This is a genomic window from Oribacterium sp. P9 (assembly GCF_046365365.1).
In the GTDB taxonomy this organism is placed as follows: Bacteria; Bacillota; Clostridia; order Lachnospirales; family Lachnospiraceae; genus Oribacterium.
On the sequence record NZ_JBKEIS010000005.1, the window covers coordinates 75,613 to 95,361 of the forward strand.

Below are 19,749 nucleotides of genomic sequence, written 5' to 3' on the forward strand. Positions count from 1 at the left end.
ACCCTCTTTATAAAAATGACGCGATCGTTTTCATCATTTTCTCAACATCGATCGGTTTCGTCAAGTACCCATTCATACCAGCCTCGGTCGCCAGCATCCGATCCTCCTCGAAGGCGTTCGCCGTCATCGCGAGAATCGGGATCATACGGCAGTATGCGCTGTCCATCGCGCGGATCTGGCGCGTCGCTTCATACCCGTTCATGACCGGCATCTGGACATCCATCAGGATGAGATCATACTGTCCCGGTGCAGCGTCCGCCATCTTCCCGACGGCGATGGCACCATCCTCCGCGACCTCGACGAGGAAGCCGGCCTCCTTCAGGATTTCGGTGGCGATCTCCTGGTTGAGCTCGTTATCCTCGACGAGAAGGATCTTCCTGCCACGGAAATCAGCCTCTTTCTGCTCAGCTGTGATCCGCTCCCCGCTGGAGTGACACGTCGACGAGATCAGCGTCTGTCCAGAAGCGGACGTTTCCGACGTCGGTTCAGAAGCAGCGGTATCCGAAGCGGACGTCCTCTCCGCCGGCACACAGCAGCAGAAGCAGAGGCCGACATCGAAGGTACTGCCCTGTCCTTCGGCGCTGCTGAGTTCGATGGTGCCACCCATCATGTCGACCATCCTCTTCGTGATGGCGAGGCCGAGTCCGGTGCCCTGGATGCCGCTGACCGTCGCGGTCTCCTCACGTGAGAAGTTCTCGAAAAGATGCTGCTGGAAGCGCTCGCTGATGCCGATACCGGTATCCCGCACGATGAAGTGATAGCAGGCACGGCCCTCCAGCCCGCTCTTTTCCTGACGCAGAAGGAAGCGGACGCTGCCGTTCATGCGGTTATATTTCACCGCGTTGCTGAGCAGATTGAGAAGGATCTGCGTGAGACGCAACGGATCGGCCAGTACATCCTCGTTCTCGACATCCTGCAGCTCCATCCGGAAATCGATCTGCTTCTCCTCGAGCGACGGTCGGATCATCGTACTGAGATCCTCCATGAGGGTCGGCAGATGGAGCGGCTTCTCCTGCAGTGTCACCTTGCCGCTCTCGATGCGGCTCATATCGAGAACATCATTGATGAGGGAGAGCAGATGCTCACTCGACATCTCGATCTTCCCGAGGTAATCCCGCACCTTCTCCGGATGCTCGAGCTGCGCAGATGCAAGTCTGGTGAAGCCGATGATGGCATTCATCGGGGTACGAATATCGTGCGACATGCTATTCAGGAAGGTGGTTTTCGCCGCATTGGCACTCTCAGCCTCGGTGAGCGCCTGCTTCAGCTCCTGCTCGCTCTCCTGTAGCTTCGCATTCAGCCGCTCCGCACGGGCCGCGGCGAGGCGCGCATTCCGAAGGAAGCCGAGAATCACCGTAAGGATCAGAAGGAAGAGAGACAGACAGGATATCGTCACCGGCAGGAGATTATCCTTCACGAAATCGAGCAGTGTAACCTTTTTCGCCACATCCTCATACATCGAGACCGCGCCGATCAGCTTCGCAGTCTGCATGGTCTTCAGTGTCTTGTTAAGGATCGAGTTCAGTACGCGGTTTCCACGATCCACAGCGAAGGAGACATCCTCCGCCTGGGTGAGGTAGACGCTGTGGAGCGCCTTATCATTGACATACTGCATAGCCTCAGCGGAGCGGATGAGCATACCATCGGCATCTCCTCGCTTGACCGCCTGCTCCGCTTCCTTGTAGCCGTCATATTTCGCGATCGTCCAGAACGGATAATTGTTCGAAATATACCACTTGGCCTGCGCATCGCTCTTTACGATCGCGATGGTATTCGTCATACTTTCATTAAAGGCATCCTGCGCGGTCACGACGGCGAGCGGGATGGACAGTACGGTGTTCGACAGTGACACGCCACTCCGCTCGGCGTAGTATGGATTCTGGCTGACATGAAAGACCATATCGATCTTCCCGTTCTGCACCGCCGAAAGCGCGGCCTGCAGCGTATCGAAGCCGACGATCTCGAAATGGACGGTCTCGTTGAGACAGTCCGTCGCGTGCAGGATGTAGTCATTGAGCACGCCCGTCACCTGCCCGGTCTTCGGATCCTCCACGCTGAAGCCCGGATCGTTTCGCAGATAGCCGATGCGGATGCTGCCATGCTGCGAAAGCCAGTCCTTCTCTTCCGCGGTCAGCGGCGAGAGCTGCTGTGTCGCGATGTAGCGCTTGTAGAGCTCGTTCGCATAGAAAGGCTTATCCCTCTCCATCGCGCGCATCGCTGCGTCCAGCTTTTCCTTCAGATTCGGGCGGCTCTTCGAGATACCGAAGTAAATATCCGAGCTGCCCGTGTCGATGATGGCCGTCAGCCCCGCATCCGCCCAGATAGAGGTCTCCGTCGACACCACGCCGTCCAGCTGCCCAGCTTCAAACAGCGCCTTCGCTTCGTCAATGCTGTCGACCGGCACGTGGATGGTCGTGATGTCATGCTTCTTTTCCCACGCACAGAACTGCGTGTACTGAACGGTTTTCTCCATCACCGCGATGCGCTTTCCCTCGAGACTCGAAAGCTTCGTCGGAGAAATGTCGGAATGCTCCAGATCCACGTACAGATAGTAGCGCTCCTTCCCCATCGGTTGCTCAGAGAAAAGCATATGCTCTGCACGCTCGTCGGTATATGAAATGGCACTCATGATCTCGATCTGCCCGCTCTCAAGCTTCTCAAACAGCGTCGTCCAGTCATCCTTCACATAGATGTAATCCCAGCCGGTGTAAGATGCCACCGCCTGCTCGTACTCGTAGCCGTAGCCACTGCGACCGCCATCCGGATTCGTGATGTGGTAGGAATCCTCGTACCAGGCCGCACGGACATTGACATACATATCAGAGGCACTCGCTGACGTTTCCAGCGCCGACGCCTCCTCTGCCGAAGAAGCTGCCGCCGACGGCCCATCCAGCGACGCAGATCCTGTGACCACATCCTCCGACTGCACCTGCGCTGCACTCCCCTCCGTCGCAGCGAACGCGCTCAGCGTAAACAGCAGCGCAAAAAAGAAAAAGTATGCCACAGTTCTCCCCATAAAGAAGAACTCCCTGTCGGCATACTTTCTGAAAAACGTATCCAGATACGAAAAGAGCCCACTCCCTCTATGTCCGGGCTGATATCGATACTGCTGCGCTCTGTTCATAATTCCCCCTGCTAACTGCGTGTGGTGTTTTCATACATCGTTCTACACACTATAGCACATTATCCCTCCATATTGGGGTTCTTTTGCAGAACATCGCAGAGCAAAACAAAACGACGTCACAGATTTCTCTATGACGTCGTTTTATATGCTGCAATTTTATATCTCTTATACGAGGCCCTGTGCAAGCATAGCCGTTGCAACCTTCTCGAAGCCGGCGATGTTCGCACCAACGACGAAGTTGTTCTCATAGCCATACTTCTTTGCAGTCTCTGAAACGCTCTTATAGATGTTCACCATGATGTCGTGAAGCTTGCTGTCGACCTCCTCGAAGCTCCAGCTCAGTCTCTCGGAGTTCTGAGACATCTCGAGTGCAGAAACCGCTACGCCGCCAGCATTGGCTGCCTTAGCTGGCATATAGAGAATCTTCGCAGCGAGGTAAGTATCGATCGCAGCCTCGTCGGAAGGCATGTTTGCACCCTCACATACACACCAGCAGCCGTTGTCGATGAGCTTCTTCGCGTCCTCACCGTTGACCTCGTTCTGGGTTGCACACGGAAGTGCGATGTCACACTTTACGCCCCATGGACGCTCACCCTCGTGGTACTCGGAACCTGGAACGCGTTTTGCGTACTCCTTGATTCTCGCTCTCTCGACCTGCTTGATCTGGCAGAGAACCTCGAAGTTGATGCCGTTCGGATCATAGATATAGCCGTTGGAGTCAGAGCAGGTAACAACCTTCGCACCGAGCTCCTCAGCCTTCTGGATCGCATACTGTGCGACATTACCGGAACCGGAAACGACGATGGTCTTTCCCTTCAGCTCCTTGCCGGCACCCTTGACTACCTCATCCGTGATGTAAACGAGACCATAGCCGGTTGCCTCTGGACGAGCGAGGGAACCACCGAAGGTGAGACCCTTGCCGGTCAGTACGCCCTCATAGAGGCCGGTAAGTCTCTTGTACTGGCCATAGAGGTAGCCTACCTCACGTCCGCCGACACCGATATCACCGGCCGGAACGTCGGTATCCTTACCGATATACTTATAGAGCTCCGTCATGAAGCTCTGGCAGAAACGCATCACCTCTGCATCCGACTTGCCGTGCGGGTCGAAGTCCGCACCACCCTTACCACCACCGATCGGAAGGCTGGTCAGGGAGTTCTTCAGAATCTGCTCCATACCAAGGAACTTAAGAATCGACTGGTTTACAGACGGATGGAAACGGAGACCGCCCTTGTATGGTCCGATGGCGGAGTTAAACTGTACTCTGTAGCCGAGATTTATGTGATTTACACCCTTATCATCGGTCCATGGTACTCTGAACGTAATGATTCTCTCCGGCTCGACAAATCTCTCCAGAAGAGCATTCTTACGGTATACATCCTCGTTCTTCGAAACGATCGGGTCCAGAGACTCGAGAATTCTCTTTGCAGCCTCGAGAAACTCCGGCTCGTGCGGATGCTTTGCCTTTAATCCTTCGTAAACTTCATCAACATAAGACATAAAATTTCCTCCTTCAGGAACAGCTTATTTGGTTTAGTTTAAAAAATCCGGATACCAAGACATAGTGCGCCCGTTCTTTCCTGAAGGCGCCCCCATTGGCTCCGAATCCATGTTTTATCGGGGTAACTATAACATGGTATAATCTTTACGTAAATAAAAAATATCTGGCATGAATAAATATTATGGGGCGTGAGTGCCCGTTTTTTGCTCTAAAGGAGCTATTCGCTCCGTGCCATCCTTATTCATTTTTCTCCATAAAGAAGCCCCTAGATCATACGACCTGGGTGCTTCTATTATGTTGTAATTTCACACCTCGCGAACTTCCTGCGGCGTGCGTGCCGAGACGGCGTAGACATTGACCGTATGCGCCATACGGCTGTTGAAGAAGACGCGGTCGCCAGCGTGGGCGTAGATCGGGTGCGGATGCGCGTCCTGGCCGAGCCAGTCAGAGTCATGCTTACAGAGTGGAACCCAGTGGAGGATGCCCTCATCCCAGTCCGGCTCGACCTTCGTGATATATGCGCCATCCTTTCGATGCGGATCCGGGCCGTTGTCGGTCGAATTCTCGCGCTCGATGATTTTTTCACCCGGCATGCGATAGTAGCCGTCGCAGGTCAGATTGCCGCGGTGGTCCATCAGGAAGTGGCCGTAAGCATTGTACTCATCCGGCAGGGCGATCTCCCAGAAGTTGCGGACGGGCAGGCCATCTGCGTCGGTGTGTGTGAAGTCAATGTCACAACGGCCAACCATCGCCGGGCCGTGATCATAGCCGCCGTGGTAGATGATGCTTCGACCGTCGTCCGTCCACATCTCGTGGCAGACCCAGTCGTTCCGGCTCCGCGCATAGCCACGCGAATTCCCCTTCGTATCGTCGCCTTCCGTCCGAACATGGTAGAAGATGTCCTGTCGGTGGTCGTAGATGTTTACACGGCGGATGCCACAGTCAAAGGCGGACCACTCGTGGTTATACATGATGATGTCCGAATCGAGCGGGTGGAACTGCACATGCGTGATCCAGCAGCGCGGGATCGTCTTTTCATAGAGCAGCGCACCGCTCTCTGTGTCATACACGCAGAGATACGAGTTGAGGCCCTCGTCCTGTGCCCGCTGGTCGATGTTGTACTTCGGACGCTTGTCGAGGCCCTCACCCTCGGTCTCGGGATCGAAATCGAGGATGCGCCCATCCGTCATCGGCACGCACAGCTTCGTACCGTCCAGGCTGACGTGCGTGAATGCGGTCATGCGGCCATCCGGCACGCGGTTCAGCACCCGGATGTTGCCGTCCCGATCACTGCGGCAGATTTTGTCATCCTGAATATAATAGATACGCTCGCGGATGTAGTCGAGGCAGACACTGGCCTTTCCGAGGCCCTCGTCCTGCGTGCCATCGAAATAGACGTAGCTCTTCAGGATGCCCTTCTGATTATCCGTCAGCTTCCGGTCTGTTCCGCGGAACATGTCATGCATCCAGACATTCGGATGCCCGTCCCGGTCCGAAATCAGATAGATGCGCTCGTCATCCGCGCTGAGTGACGAGCAGGTAAAGTAGAGGAGCTGGGTGTTGAAGCTGTCTCTGCCCAGCCCATCGCTGATTAAAACTCTTCCATTTAAAGGCTTCGATGTGTTCATAAGAATTCCTCGATTCGTGTTTTCTTCCGTTATACAGGTCTTCTTTTTAGAGGGACGGATATAGTTTCTCTGTTTGTTCAAATCAATTTGAATAAAATATCATGAGACAAACATACCATTCATCGATAAAATTTCAACTATAGTTGCTATAACTGAAATCACTATCTTCTGCTGGCAACCTATTGACATCTGCGGGTTAACTTCTTATAATTTTCACGTTCAGTAAACTTGCAGAAAAAGTGAGGTTAACTTCTTATGACGAATACAACCACGAAAACTCTGACCCTGACGGCCTTATGTGCAGCACTTCTCTGCGTGCTGTCTCCGATGTCCATCCCGCTTCCAGGCGGTGTTCCGATTTCTCTCGCAACCCTCGCGGCTGCCTTCGCCGGTGCACTTCTCGGTGCGAAGTACGGTACCCTTTCCGTGCTGATCTATCTTCTGCTCGGTGCCTTCGGTCTTCCGGTCTTCGCCGGCTACAGCGGTGGCTTCGGTTCCTTCGTGAAGCCGTCCTCCGGTTACCTCATCGGTTATCTTTTCCTCGCATTCCTGACCGGCCTCATCTACCACAAGTTCGGTCGTGAGCAGAAGGGCGGCCAGAAGTACCTGCTTCTCTTCGTCGCACAGCTCGCCGGCGAGGTGATTCTCTATATCTTCGGAACTGCATGGTTCATGTACCTCATGGGTGCACAGGGCAATGCTGCCATGGCGACACTCGGTGGCGCGCTCGGTGCGTGTGTGATCCCGTTCCTGCCAGGTGACTGCGCGAAGATGATCGCGGTCTGCATCGTCATCCCGGTACTCGAGAGAGCTCTGAATGCCGCCGGCCTCGCTGTGAAGGTCGCGTAACGCGTTATTTTACTTATTCATTTTTCTCCATACAGAAGCACCCGAGTCATATGGCCCGGGTGCTTCTTTCATTAGACCAGGAAGAGGAATCCCCGTTCGTAAAATGCTGAATCCTGCAGGAATCCCCGTTCTCAATGTACCAGATTCTTCAGAAATCCCCGTTTTCAAGGCGCTGAATTCAACGCAAATCCCCATCGGGAAGAAATAAATGGGTGAAAGTTTATGGGGTCAGACCCCCTTACGAAATTCTTAAGACACCGCAATAAAAAGCCGCCCGGAAACGTCCGGACGGCTTTTATTTATGAACTTGTTGCCACAAGGTTCAAACGATTTGATTAAGCGGTGTACTCATCCATGCAAGGAAGAACCTCGACTGGTGTTGCGTCGTTCTTCTGGTAAGCCTTGCCGTAGAATGCAAGCTTGTACATCTCCTTGATGTCGGAGATCAGCGGGTATCTCGGGTTTGCACCGGTGCACTGATCATCGAATGCGTTGGTGCTCATCTCGTCGAGGGTCTTCAGGAAATCCTCCTCGGTTACGTTGTAATCCTGGATGCGCTCCTTGATGCCGACAGTACGCTTCAGCTCTACGATCTTATCGCAGAACTTCTGAACAGCCTTGGCATCATCCTTCTCAACGACACCGCAGAAACGTGCGCACTCTGCATATCTGTGGAGTGTGTGCGGATACTCATACTGAGGGAAGGTACCCATCTTTGCTGGCTGCTCCGCAGCATTGTAACGGATGACCTCGGTGAGGAGGAGTGCGTTTGCGATGCCGTGCGGGATGTGGTGGTAAGCACCGAGCTTGTGTGCCATGGAGTGGCAGACACCGAGGAAGGCATTGGCGAAGGCCATACCTGCCATGCAGGATGCGTGTGCCATCTCATCTCTGGCCTTGACATTGGTCGGCTCGTTAAAAGCAGTCGGCAGGTACTCGAAGACGCGCTTCATCGCCTGAAGAGCGAGACCATCCGTATACGGTGTAGCCATCATGGAAGCGTATGCCTCGAGTGCGTGTACGAGAACATCGAGTCCGGATGCAGCGGTGAGGCCGCGTGGCTGTGTCATCATGTTGTCGGTATCGATGATCGACATGTTCGGAAGCAGCTCGTAGTCCGTGATCGGGTACTTGGTGCCCGTGGTCTGGTCGGTGATAACCGCGAACGGAGTCACCTCAGAACCGGTACCAGAAGAGGTCGGGATGGCTACGAAGAGTGCCTTCTCACCCATCTTCGGGAACTGGTAAACCTTCTTACGGATATCGATGTAACGCATCGACATATCGGCGAAGGTTACATCCGGGTGCTCATAGAGAACCCACATGATCTTACCGGCATCCATCGCAGAACCACCACCGAAGGCGATGATGCAATCCGGCTGATAACGACGCATCTGCTCAGCGCCTTCCTCAGCATTGGCCAGGGTAGGATCCGGCTGTACGTGTGAGAATACGCGGTAGTCGATGCCGAGCTCATGGAGCTTGTCGGTGATCGGCTTGATGTATCCTGCAGAATCGAGGAAGGAGTCGGTTACAAGGAACACCTTCTTCTTATCATAAACTTCCTTTAACTCAGCGAGGGCAACTGGCATGCAGCCCTTCTTGAAGTAAACCTTAGATGGGGTACGGAACCAGAGCATGTTTTCTCTCCTCTCTGTCACAGTCTTATAGTTCAGCAGGTGCTTGACACCGACGTTCTCAGAAACAGAGTTTCCACCGTAGGAGCCGCAGCCCAGTGTCAGAGACGGAGTGAGCTTGAAGTTGTAAAGATCACCGAGACCACCCAGGGCAGACGGCTGGTTCAGGAGGATACGGCAGGCATGCATCACATGTGCGTGCTTTGCGATCTTCTCGGTCTCACGTGGATCGATGAAGAGGGAAGCAGTATGTCCAGGACCACCCTCCATCAGAAGCTTCTCACAGCTTACAAGTGCAGAGTCAAAATCCTTCGCCTTATACATACCAAGTACCGGCGCGAGCTTCTCATGTGCGAACGGCTCTGCCTTCGAGTTATCGGTCACCTCTGCGATGAGGACCTTCTTCGAGTGCGGAATCTCGATGCCGCACATCTCGGCGATCTTCCATGCCGGCTGGCCGACGATCTTTGCGTTCATGGAGCCGTTGATGATGATAACCTTACCAACCTTCTCCTTCTCCTCCTTACTCAGGAAGTACGCACCTCTGTACTCAAACTCCTTCTTTACCTTATCATACACATCTGCTACGACGGTGCAGGTCTGCTCAGAAGCACAGATCATACCATAGTCGAAGGTCTTCGAATGAAGGATGGAAGAAACGGCCATCTGGATATCTGCAGTCGAATCGATGATGCAAGGGTCATTACCTGCACCTACACCGAGTGCCGGTGTACCGGAGCTGTACGCTGCGTTTACCATGCCAGGACCACCGGTTGCAAGGATGCAGTCTGCGTCATGCATGATCTCATCCGTCATCTCAAGAGACGGCTCATCGATCCAGCCAATGATGTTCTCCGGAGCACCTGCCTTGACAGCAGCATCGAGAACGACCTTCGCAGCATAAGTAGTGCACTTCTTCGCTCTTGGGTGCGGGCTGATGATGATACCATTTCTGGTCTTTAAGCAGATCAGCGTCTTGAAAATAGCGGTCGACGTCGGGTTCGTCGTCGGGATAACTGCAGCTACGAGACCCAGCGGCTCTGCGATCGTCTTGGTTCCGAAAGCCGGATCCTCATCGATGACACCACAGGTCTTCGTATTCTTATACTTGTTGTAGATATACTCAGCGGCGTAGTTGTTCTTGATGACCTTATCCTCGACGAGACCCATACCGGTCTCCTCTACTGCCATTTGTGCAAGCGGAATACGCATCTGGTTTGCAGCCGTTGCAGCGGCGTTGAAAATCTTATCTACCTGCTCCTGTGTGAAGTTTGCGTACTTCTCCTGTGCTTCTCTGACAACCGCGATCTTCGCCTGCAGAGAATCCATGTCCTTAACGATCTCCGGATTCTTTAATTCCTTACTCATGTGTGATCTCCTTTTTGTGGCAACAACTATAGATCAAATTATCTCACGTCGATTGATAATTAATTATCGTTAATTATTTATCAATCAAACTACAAGTAGTATACATACCTGTTAATTAATTGTCAATCACTAATTCAGATAATTTTTCACCACATACAAATAGCGAAGCCAAAACACAGTAAAGGCCCCGGAGGACCAGCAACTGAAACCATACGAAGAGTTTTCCGAACTCGCAGTACTGTGTTTCAATTGCTGGCCCTCCGGGGCCTTTTCTGGAAAAGTCTGAAAAATTACGCCCAGAACACCCAGATAAACGCATACCCGGTGAGCACCGCCGCCAGCGTAAACGGCAATCCGATCTTCATGAAATCGCCGAACGATACCTCATAGCCACCAGCCTTCAGCATACCGACCGCCGTGATGTTCGCACTCGCACCGATCGGCGTGATGTTGCCGCCGAGCGTCGCACCGGTCAGCAGCCCGAAGTACAGAAGATACGGCTCGATCCCGAGCAGCTGACAGATGCCCGTGATGATCGGCAGCATAGTCGCCACATACGGGATGTTATCGATAAACGCAGAGAACAGCACCGAGCCCCACACGATGATCGTATAAAGCATGAAGATGTTGCTGCCACCTGCACGTACGATCAGGTCTGCGGCCGCATCGATGATCCCGACATCCGTGATGCCACGGATCACGATAAACAGCCCCGCGAGGATCAGCAGCGTATCCGCATCCACCGAAGCGATCGCATGCTTGAGGTTGAGGTGACTCCGATGCCGCGCATAGTCACAGATCATACAGATCGCCGCGATCGTCATACAGATGATACCGTTGATCATATCCGGTGTATTCGGGATGAAGGACGCGACGATGAGCGCAACGACGATACCACACAGGGCGATCGTCGGGAAGTAATCCGTCACCACGGTCTTCTCGCTGGCCTCCACCGGCTGTCGATACTTATGGAAGAGAAAAATCATCACCGGTACCGTCATCAGTGCACCGAACTCGACGGACCAGAAAATACCCGGACGCCCATGCATGAAGAAGAACTCCATGAAGTTCATGTTCGCATAGTCACCGAGCATGATGGAGGTCGTATCGCCGACGAGCGTCGCCGCACCCTGCAGATTCGAGGACACGGCGATGGACAGAATCATCGATACCGGCGAGATATCGAGCTTCTTACATACCGCAAGTGCCACCGGTGCGATCATGAGGACGGTAGCGACATTATCGATAAACGCCGACACCGCACCGGCAAACAGCGACATCAGGATGATGACCCACATGACATTTGCACACTTATCGAGGATGATATCCGCCAGCAGATTCGGCATCTTCGATTCGATGAAGAACCAGACGACGAGCATCGTGCCGCCGATCATCATAAGGACGTTCCAGTTGATGACCGACAGGATGTACAGCGGATTCGGCCGGAGGATCCCGACCAGCATAAAGACGATGGCGACGCCCCAGATCGCGTAGATCTTCCAGTTCGGCTTCGCAATCATAATCACATACATTAAAATGAACAAAATAAAAGCGATGGCTCTTAGATCCATAATCATTTCTCCTTCATAAATTCACAAAAGACAGTATCGAATCATGGACTCAACACTGTCTTTTCGTATCCCAAGCTGTGCCGCCTGCACGGCGATGTTCTTTCAGACCCTGTTGAAAACAGTTTCTATTCTACACAAGCTATATGATTTGTCTCTTTCTACGTCAGCCGATCTTCAGCCGGAACTTCTGCGCCTCGCGCTCACTGTCCACCAGCTCGATCTGTGCGCCGAGGGCCTGCAGCTTCTGCTCGAAGTGCTCATAGCCACGCTGGATGTAGACGATGTCACGGACCGTCGTGATGCCATCTGCGGCGAGGCCGGCGATGACGAGAGCGGCACCAGCGCGGAGGTCGAGTGCATTGACACTGGCACCCATAAAGCGCTTCACACCATCGATGACGGAGACGTTCCCCTCCACCTTGATGTTCGAGCCCATACGCGCGAGCTCATCGACATACTTGAAGCGGTTCTCGAAGATGGATTCGGTGACGACCGAGGTGCCATCGGCGAGGGCCAGGGTCACGGACATCTGCGGCTGCATGTCGGTCGGGAAGCCCGGATACGGGAGCGTCTTCACATCGGTCGGATGCTGCACCGGCGCGCCCACGACGCGTACGGCCTCATCGTACTCATAGACCGTGTTGCCCATCTCGAGCAGCTTCGCGGTGATCGACTCCAGGTGCTTCGGGATGACGTTCTTGATCAGGATGTCACCACGGGTCGCCGCGGCGGCACACATGAAGGTGCCTGCCTCGATCTGGTCCGGGATGACGGCGTAGGTCGTGCCATGCAGGCGGCGGACGCCACGGATGCGGATCGTATCCGTACCGGCGCCCTTGATGTTGGCCCCCATCGAGTTCAGGAAGTTCGCGACATCGACGATGTGCGGCTCCTTCGCCACGTTCTCGATGATGGTTCTGCCCTCTGCGAGAACGGCAGCCAGCATGATGTTGATGGTCGCGCCGACGGATACGACGTCGAGGTAGATGTGGGAGGAGTGAAGTCCTTCGGAGGCAGCGGCCTGTACACAGCCGTTCCGGATCTCTACCTTCGCACCGAGGGCCCGGAAGCCCTTGATGTGCTGGTCGATTGGACGGGAACCGATCGCACAGCCGCCCGGAAGCGGAACATCCGCCATGTGATGCTTGCCCAGCAGTGCGCCGATAAAGTAGTAGGATGCCCGGATCTTCCGGATGTACTCGTCGTCGATCGATACGCTCGTCACGCCCACGGCGCTGATCTTCGCGGTATGACGATCGATACGCTCGACGACGGCGCCGATCTCCTTCAATGCCTCAAGCATAACGTTGATGTCACGCACGTCCGGCAGATTCTCTATAATCACATCTTCATCTGTTAAAAGTGCGCCGGCGATGATGCCCAGTGCGGCATTCTTCGCCCCGCCGATCACGACCTCGCCGTGAAGAGGGGTGCCACCTTTCATGATAAACTGTTCCATATATCTCCTGTAAGTTTCCTATGCGCAGAGCATAAGAACCGCATTATTCAGACTGTTAAATCTTATAAATTATAAGTGAGTGTACACGCTTTTGCAAGCGTTTGTACTTTTTGCTTCTGCTGCCGGTAACCGCTCGGGCATGAGAGCCCGGAGGACTGGAATTTTAGAGTCTTCCGAGCTCGGGGTACTGCGTTTCTGCTGCCAGCCCTCCAGGCGCTCACCCGAGCAGTCCCATCATCATCCCGGATGCCCGCTCGCTGAGCGCCATCACGTTATTTAAGAAGATGATATCCTGCACACCGTACTCCTCGATCAGCTGCGCGATGCTGCCCTCGAAGTGACGATAGTCGACGACATAGACATCCTCATAGTGATCCACGAGGTACGGAGCGAAGGCATTGCCATAGGATTCCTTGATGAGGACGCAGGCCGAGCCGTCGCTTCGATGCGGATTATGGATGACCGTCAGCGGATTATCGCCATGGATGAAAGCGCTGTACTTGTCGCCGGCGTTCGAATTCGTGACGTCGTTGATGACCTGGGCATGGCCCTGCTCGCCGAGCTGGTTGATGTACTCCATCTCGTTCGTCGCGATCGGCAGCCAGGCCTCGACAGTATCCGGGTTCTGATTTAGCGCCTCAGAGCGGTTCGTCGAGAAGTAGAAGGTGCCGTAGAAGCCATCGAAGCTCTCCTTCTGGTAGTCCCGGAGGCTGTGCGGCTCGATGCCCTTCGCATCGCAGAAGCGCATGTAGGCATAGTACGCCCCGAGTCCGGTCCAGTGGTGGTCGGTATGGAAGTAGATGTACTCGTTCTTATGCTGCAGAAGCGTCTCGAAGACGGACACCTTATGGACCTCCGGATCGATCATGCTGTAGATGTAGTTGAACGCGTCCTCCATGTTGCTGGAGCCGAGCGCCGCCTGCGTGCTGCGGTCGAGCTCGACGCCGAAGCTGTTCGGCACGAGGATATCGTAGACCTCACACTTCGGGAAGCGCGCCCGATAGGTGTTGATCATGGACGCATACTTCACTGCACCGCCCTGATTATAATAGTAGATTTCGTAGCCGCGGTGGTTCGTGACGTAGATGCTGCCGGCCTGCTCGCCGTTCACCTCCGCTTTTTCTGCCTTTTTCTCCTTCAGCGTACCGTCGGCATTCGTCTCGACGAGGGCGGCATACTGATCGAGCGCACCCGTCGCCGACTTGTCATGTGCAAGTGACGATGGCGTGGCCGAAGCATTGGCCTCATCCGCGGCGCCCTCCGGCTCCGCAGCGGCGAGGGTCATGACCGGCGCGAGCGACTCGGCGGTCTCCGGAATCGTATCCGCGACGGCCGTGGACCGGTTTCCGTAGAAGGACTCACCCTGCGGGCCATAGAGGCTCTCGAGCTTCGCGCCGAGGCTGAGCAGGGTCTCGCGGCACGGAAAGGTGTCGGAGAACCAGGTCGCGAGGTCTGTGAAGTACGCACCGGACAGGAGGGTCTCCGTGGTCGCGGTCGGAAAGCTCGCGAGGGCGCGCTTCTCGGAGGCAGAGTACGTCGGGCGGAGTGGCAGGGCGAGGCCAATGCCGAGAAGTACGGTGGCGATCAGCGCTGCGGCGACCGCAACGATCTGAACGCCGCGCATCTCTTTATGCGGTTTTTCATGTTCATTTTCAGAAACTGGTTTCATGCTTTTCGATAGGCCGGCGGCTCAGCCGGTCGCGGGATGCCATGGACGTGGAACGGGCGCAGCGCTTTACGCGCGACGCCCGCGGGTCGCCGGAGACATCAGAACTGATTATACAGGAACGGGGTGTAGCTGGCGCCGACCATCGAGACGATGGAGAGTGCGAGGAGCAGGAGCATCAGGAGGAGGCGGAGGCCGTAGTACAGGCCCTCGCTCCGGCGACGGGCTTCGCTGCTCTTCGTGATGCGACGCTTCATCCGGGTAGCGACGCGCTCGTGATTCTCGGCGTCTTCCTCCTCGAGACCCTCGATGCTGGCGTCGAGGCGCTGCACCTGCTGATCGATCTCGGTTTCCTTCTGATAACGCGCCTTCTCACGCTCGAGCTGCTGCTTCTCGCGCGCCTCCTGCTGAAGGCTCGCATCATAGAACGCCCGCAGCTTCGCGGCGAGACGGGCACCGAGTGGTGTGCAGGCGATGATGGAAAAGATCAGGAAGAACAGATTACTGCGGAGGGTCAAAAGCTCCGCCGCATCGACCGTCGCACGTCCGCTCAGGAAGAACATCGTGCGGAGCACCTCGCGCAGCACCTGGAAATCACTGAAGCGGAACAGCACCCAGCCGAAGAACACGACGATCAGGGTGTAGAGGTGACCAAGCGCACGCGTGAGCGCCGGCAGCGGCGAGCGACGCGGTGCCTGCGCGTTGCGCTTCGTGTCCGCAGCTGAAGCCGGGCCTGCAGCGGCAACTGCGCCGTCCGTAGCGTCTGTGCCAGACACTGCCTTCGCTTTCTGGAATTTCTTCACGAAATTCTCGATCGCGATGAAGACGAAGTAGTAAAGTCCCCAGAGGATAAAATTCCAGCTGCTGCCATGCCAGAAGCCGGTCAACGCCCAAACGGCAAGCAGATTCAGCATCAGCCGTCCGGTCGATACACGATTCCCGCCCAGCGGGATGTATACATAATCCCGGAAGAAACGGCTCAGCGAAATGTGCCAGCGACGCCAGAAGTCACGCACAGAAACCGCGATATATGGATAGTTGAAGTTTTCCGGATAGTGGAAGCCGATCATCCGACCGAGGCCGAGCGCCATGTCGGAGTAGGCTGAGAAATCAAGATAGAGCTGCAGCATGTAGCAGAGCGCACCGAGGTAGGCACCGCCGACGGAGAACGTGGTGTTACCGGCGAGCGGCAGGAAGGTCTCCGCGAGTGTGCCGAGATGATCCGCGAGTACGGTCTTCTTCGCGAGGCCCACCATAAAGCGCCAGAGGCCCTCTACCAGATCCTCGGCATCCGCGCGCCGATGGTCCATCTCCTCGGCCATCTCGCCGAAGCGCGTGATCGGGCCCTGCGCCACCTGGTGGAAGGTCACGGTATAGAGCAGCACATGGAAGAAATCGCCCGGCTCCGTCTTTTTCGTATAGACGTCGGCGACGTAGCTGATCAGCTTAAATATATAGAAGGAAATGCCGAGTGGGAGGCCAATGTTTCGGACATACGCGAGGATGGCCGCAGCCATTCCCGTCGTGGCACCACCACCTGCGTCCAGGTCGTCTGCATTGGTCAGAAACAGACTCCTGCAGATCGGTCCGGCAAGCTTATAAAAGAGAAGCACCGCGATCAGCAGCACGAGCGCGAGGATCAGCCACGCACGGGCACGCCTCTGCCCCTCGACACGGATCCGCTCCGCGTCCGGACTCTGGAAATCATCATCGCCCTCCTGATAGTCCGGATTTTCCGAAGCCGCGAACTGTAGCGCCCGTCCGATGCGCTGCCCGCTGAACCAGGCGAGCATCGTCACCATGAGGAGCAGCGCAAGCTTCGTGAGCCCCGCGAAGGCATAGAAAATCAGAGAAAAGAGGAGCAGCACGAGGTTCTTCCGCTGATTTCCACGCGCAAGCACAGAAGCGATCATGAAAACCGGCAGAAACAGCGCTATGAAAATCAGACTCGAAAAGCTCATAAAAACCTCACATCACTATGAATCATAACAGTTCCGTTGCCGCCCCTGCGGGTCCCCTGCCTGTCTAAACTGTTACCATGAATCAAGGTATTATATCACAGGATGTCAAGTACAGCTTGCCATTTCCGCGATTTTCAGCTATACTTTCTATGCTTCGGGCGCTGGGCCCCACGCAATAGATCCCTCGAACCGTGTCAGGACGGGAACGTAGCAGCACTAAGAGGATCCTTCTATGTGACGTGGATACACCTGGCCCCGAAGTTTTTTATTTACACACATGTGCTCTGATTCGTTTACATAAACGCAGAAAAATCCGAGTCCTTCTTCCGGCCGTCATATCATGTATGGCATGCGCTTTATCGAGAAGGATTCGGATTTTTGTTATACATAATTCAGATCATCTCGTCCTCACAATGTATATCATGCGAGGATGCCGGTCGACTGCAGAAAGAGGATCAGCATGAGGAACGGTGCCACGAAGCGAATCATGATGCAGTAGAGCTTTTTCCGGTGGAACGTCTCGCCGTTCCGCTCCATTTCATCGACGACGTAGTTCGGCGTCACAACCCAGCCGAGCAGGAGGGTAGACAGCAGTGCGATGAAGGGCATCATCACGCTGTTGCTGACGTAGTCCATGATGTCGAGCAGCTGGCCGACAGAGCCGTTCGGCAGCTGCACTTCAAAGTAGAAGATGCTGTAGCCGAGGGCGATGATGGCTGACGCTGCGAGGTAGATGACCGACAGTACCAGCACCGTCTTCTTACGACCGGTGTGGAAGATCTCCATGCAGTTCGCGGTGATGGATTCGAGCACGGAGATGCAGGAGGTGAGCGTCGCGAAGATCGCAGTGACGAAGAAAAGTATGCCGACGAAGACGCCAGCCTTCCCCATCGCTGCAAAGACCTTCGGAAGGGACACAAACATCAGGCTCGGACCGGCGCTCATGCCTTCCGTACCGGAGAACACATACACTGCCGGGATGATCATCGCGCCGGCGATCAGTGCGACGCCGGTATCGAAGATCTCGATCTGATTCACGGAGGTGTTCAGATTGACCTCCGGCTTTACATAGGAGCCGTAGGTGATCATGATGCCCATCGATACACTGAGGGAGAAGAACAGCTGGCTCATCGCATCGAGCAGAATCTGCAGGAAGCGGCCGAGGGTCAGGCCTTCGAGATGCGGGGTGAGGTAGTAACGGAGACCATCCATGCCGGTACGCACCTGTCCGGAGGCATCTTCATGATGCAGGGTCAATGCATAGCCCGCGATCACAATCACCAGCACGAGCAGGATCGGCATCATGCAGCGGGATACACGCTCGATGCCGCCCTCTACACCGTTATATACGATAATAGCGGTGATGCCCATGAACAGAAGGGCGAACACCACCGGTGAAACCGGGGAGGTAATAAAGCCTGTAAAGTAGCCATCCTCTGCCGTAGCGGCCGCATGCCCCGAAAGATACGCAACAGCATACTTCGTGATCCATCCGCCGATAACCGCATAGTAGGTCATGATCAGCACCGGCACGAGAAAGGTCAGGATGCCGAGGAATTTCCACTTCGGATTCATCGTCGCATAGGCACCGATGGCGCTCTGCTTCGTGCGTCGTCCGATCGCGATGTCGGAGGTCAGCAGCGTGAAGCCGAAGGTCAGCACCAGCACGAGATAGACCAGCAGGAAGAGCCCACCGCCGTCCTTCGCTGCGAGGTACGGGAAACGCCAGAGATTACCGACGCCGACGGCACTGCCGGCCGCCGCAAGGACGAATCCGATCTGTCCTGAGAAACTGCTTGACTTCTTTTCCATAGTTATAAGACTCCCTGATTACTATAATCTTTTGCAATATAAGATAGCATGGGGTATTATATCAGTGAAACGAATGATTTTATGACGGGATATTAATTTTACTGATACCTGGTAGATGTGCCACATCGACGACATGTGAAGCCGTTTGTCGGCTGGCCCAAATAGCAGCAATGGAGATTCTGATCATGCGGGAACTGAAGGATCGATATGAGATATTTCTGAAGGTCTGCGAGACCGGCAGCTTTTCGAAGGCCGCCGAGGCACTGAACTATACGCAGTCCGGCATCAGCCAGATGATGGCGGGGCTCGAGGAGGAACTGGGCGTACAGCTCTTCGCCCGCATCAACCGCGGCGTGACATTGACCGACAACGGCACACGGCTGCTTCCCTATGTGCGGGAGCTCGCGAACCAGAAGGACCGGCTGCGCCAGGCGGCGTTCAACATCAACCATAAGGTTGAGGGAAAGCTGCGCGTCGGCAGCATTTCCAGCATCACCACCCGCTGGATGCCGGAGGTCGTACATTATTTTAAGAAACACTATCCGAAGGTGGAGATGGCGATCCTGGATGGAAACTACGACGAGATCCGCGACTGGATCATCCACGGACAGATCGACTGCGGCTTCCTCTCGTCGATCGTCGCAGATGATCTCGCCTTCTATCCGCTCCTCGATGACCCGCTCTGCGCGGTGTTCCCGGAAGGGCATCCGCTGGCAGCGCAGGAAAGCGTGACCCTGCCGCAGCTGTTTCAGTATCCACTGATTATCGAGACCCCGGGCTGTGATAACGACATCCAGCACCTCATCCATAAGTGTCCGGTGAAACCGGACATCGCCTACAGCTTCCGCGACGATCCGCTCATCATGGCCTTCGTGCGGAGCGGCCTCGGCGTCACCATCTCGCAGGAGCTCGTCATGCAGGCCTTCGGCTGTCCCGGCGTCGTCTCCCGCCCGCTCGAGCCGGCCTCCTGCCGCACCCTCGGCCTCGCCTTCTCAAAAACAGCGAGCTCCGTCGTCAGCCGGACGCTGCTTACGTATCTCCAGAACCGTAGGCCGTCACTATAGAAAAAAGCCGTGCAGCTACCGCACCGCCGAGCAGATCGCGACCGTGAATGCTTCCTGGAAACACAGTACGTCAAGAATATAAAAACGCAGGCGGTCGTTCTTCCGGAGC

10 protein-coding genes, 1 other RNA gene and 1 pseudogene are annotated in these 19,749 nt (G+C 55.2%); 3 read left to right on the plus strand and 9 right to left on the minus strand.

Features of this window, described 5'->3' with window-relative positions:
• Positions 1-7 precede the first annotated feature (7 nt).
• The 3 genes from ACK8P7_RS05045 to ACK8P7_RS05055 form a co-directional block, all read right to left on the minus strand.
• On the minus strand, positions 8-3,004 hold the full coding sequence (locus ACK8P7_RS05045; RefSeq protein ID WP_410043135.1) for a response regulator: 2,997 nt from the start codon (positions 3,002-3,004) through the stop codon (positions 8-10).
• Positions 3,005-3,289: 285 nt separating this feature from the next.
• Complete coding sequence (gdhA, locus tag ACK8P7_RS05050) at positions 3,290-4,624, minus strand: NADP-specific glutamate dehydrogenase (RefSeq protein WP_410043136.1); 1,335 nt, start codon at positions 4,622-4,624, stop codon at positions 3,290-3,292.
• 306 nt (positions 4,625-4,930) lie between these two features.
• Positions 4,931-6,253 carry a hypothetical protein gene (locus ACK8P7_RS05055; protein WP_410043137.1) on the minus strand — a complete coding sequence of 441 codons (1,323 nt, stop codon included), beginning with the start codon at positions 6,251-6,253 and terminating at the stop codon, positions 4,931-4,933.
• A gap of 255 nt (positions 6,254-6,508) precedes the next feature.
• On the opposite strand from ACK8P7_RS05055, the gene ACK8P7_RS05060 reads away from it, so the two are divergent.
• Positions 6,509-7,102, plus strand: a complete 594-nt coding sequence (locus ACK8P7_RS05060) for a biotin transporter BioY (protein WP_410043138.1) — start codon at positions 6,509-6,511, stop codon at positions 7,100-7,102.
• Positions 7,103-7,503: 401 nt separating this feature from the next.
• On the opposite strand, the pseudogene adhE reads toward ACK8P7_RS05060, so the two are convergent.
• The 5 genes and pseudogenes from adhE to ACK8P7_RS05085 all read right to left on the minus strand — a co-directional run.
• Positions 7,504-10,107: pseudogene (adhE, locus tag ACK8P7_RS05065) on the minus strand (bifunctional acetaldehyde-CoA/alcohol dehydrogenase); the annotation flags it as partial.
• Positions 10,108-10,397: 290 nt separating this feature from the next.
• The gene (locus ACK8P7_RS05070; RefSeq protein WP_410043139.1) at positions 10,398-11,678 is read right to left on the minus strand and encodes an SLC13 family permease; all 1,281 of its coding nucleotides are present in this window, start codon (positions 11,676-11,678) and stop codon (positions 10,398-10,400) included.
• A 163-nt stretch (positions 11,679-11,841) separates the two neighbouring features.
• Entirely contained in the window at positions 11,842-13,137 is a 1,296-nt protein-coding gene (locus tag ACK8P7_RS05075; protein ID WP_410043140.1) for a UDP-N-acetylglucosamine 1-carboxyvinyltransferase, read from the minus strand.
• 217 nt (positions 13,138-13,354) lie between these two features.
• Entirely contained in the window at positions 13,355-14,761 is a 1,407-nt protein-coding gene (locus ACK8P7_RS05080; RefSeq protein ID WP_410043141.1) for a DHHW family protein, read from the minus strand.
• A gap of 143 nt (positions 14,762-14,904) precedes the next feature.
• The gene (locus ACK8P7_RS05085) at positions 14,905-16,764 is read right to left on the minus strand and encodes an MBOAT family O-acyltransferase (RefSeq protein ID WP_410043142.1); all 1,860 of its coding nucleotides are present in this window, start codon (positions 16,762-16,764) and stop codon (positions 14,905-14,907) included.
• 159 nt (positions 16,765-16,923) lie between these two features.
• Between ACK8P7_RS05085 and ffs the strand changes: the two genes are divergently transcribed.
• Positions 16,924-17,022: signal recognition particle sRNA small type (ffs, locus tag ACK8P7_RS05090), an RNA gene on the plus strand.
• Positions 17,023-17,184: 162 nt separating this feature from the next.
• Here ffs and ACK8P7_RS05095 read toward each other — a convergent pair.
• Entirely contained in the window at positions 17,185-18,576 is a 1,392-nt protein-coding gene (locus ACK8P7_RS05095; RefSeq protein ID WP_410043143.1) for a sodium-dependent transporter, read from the minus strand.
• A gap of 170 nt (positions 18,577-18,746) precedes the next feature.
• Between ACK8P7_RS05095 and ACK8P7_RS05100 the strand changes: the two genes are divergently transcribed.
• A complete protein-coding gene (locus ACK8P7_RS05100; protein ID WP_410043144.1) occupies positions 18,747-19,640 on the plus strand; it encodes a LysR family transcriptional regulator in 894 nt (297 codons plus the stop codon).
• Positions 19,641-19,749 lie beyond the last annotated feature (109 nt).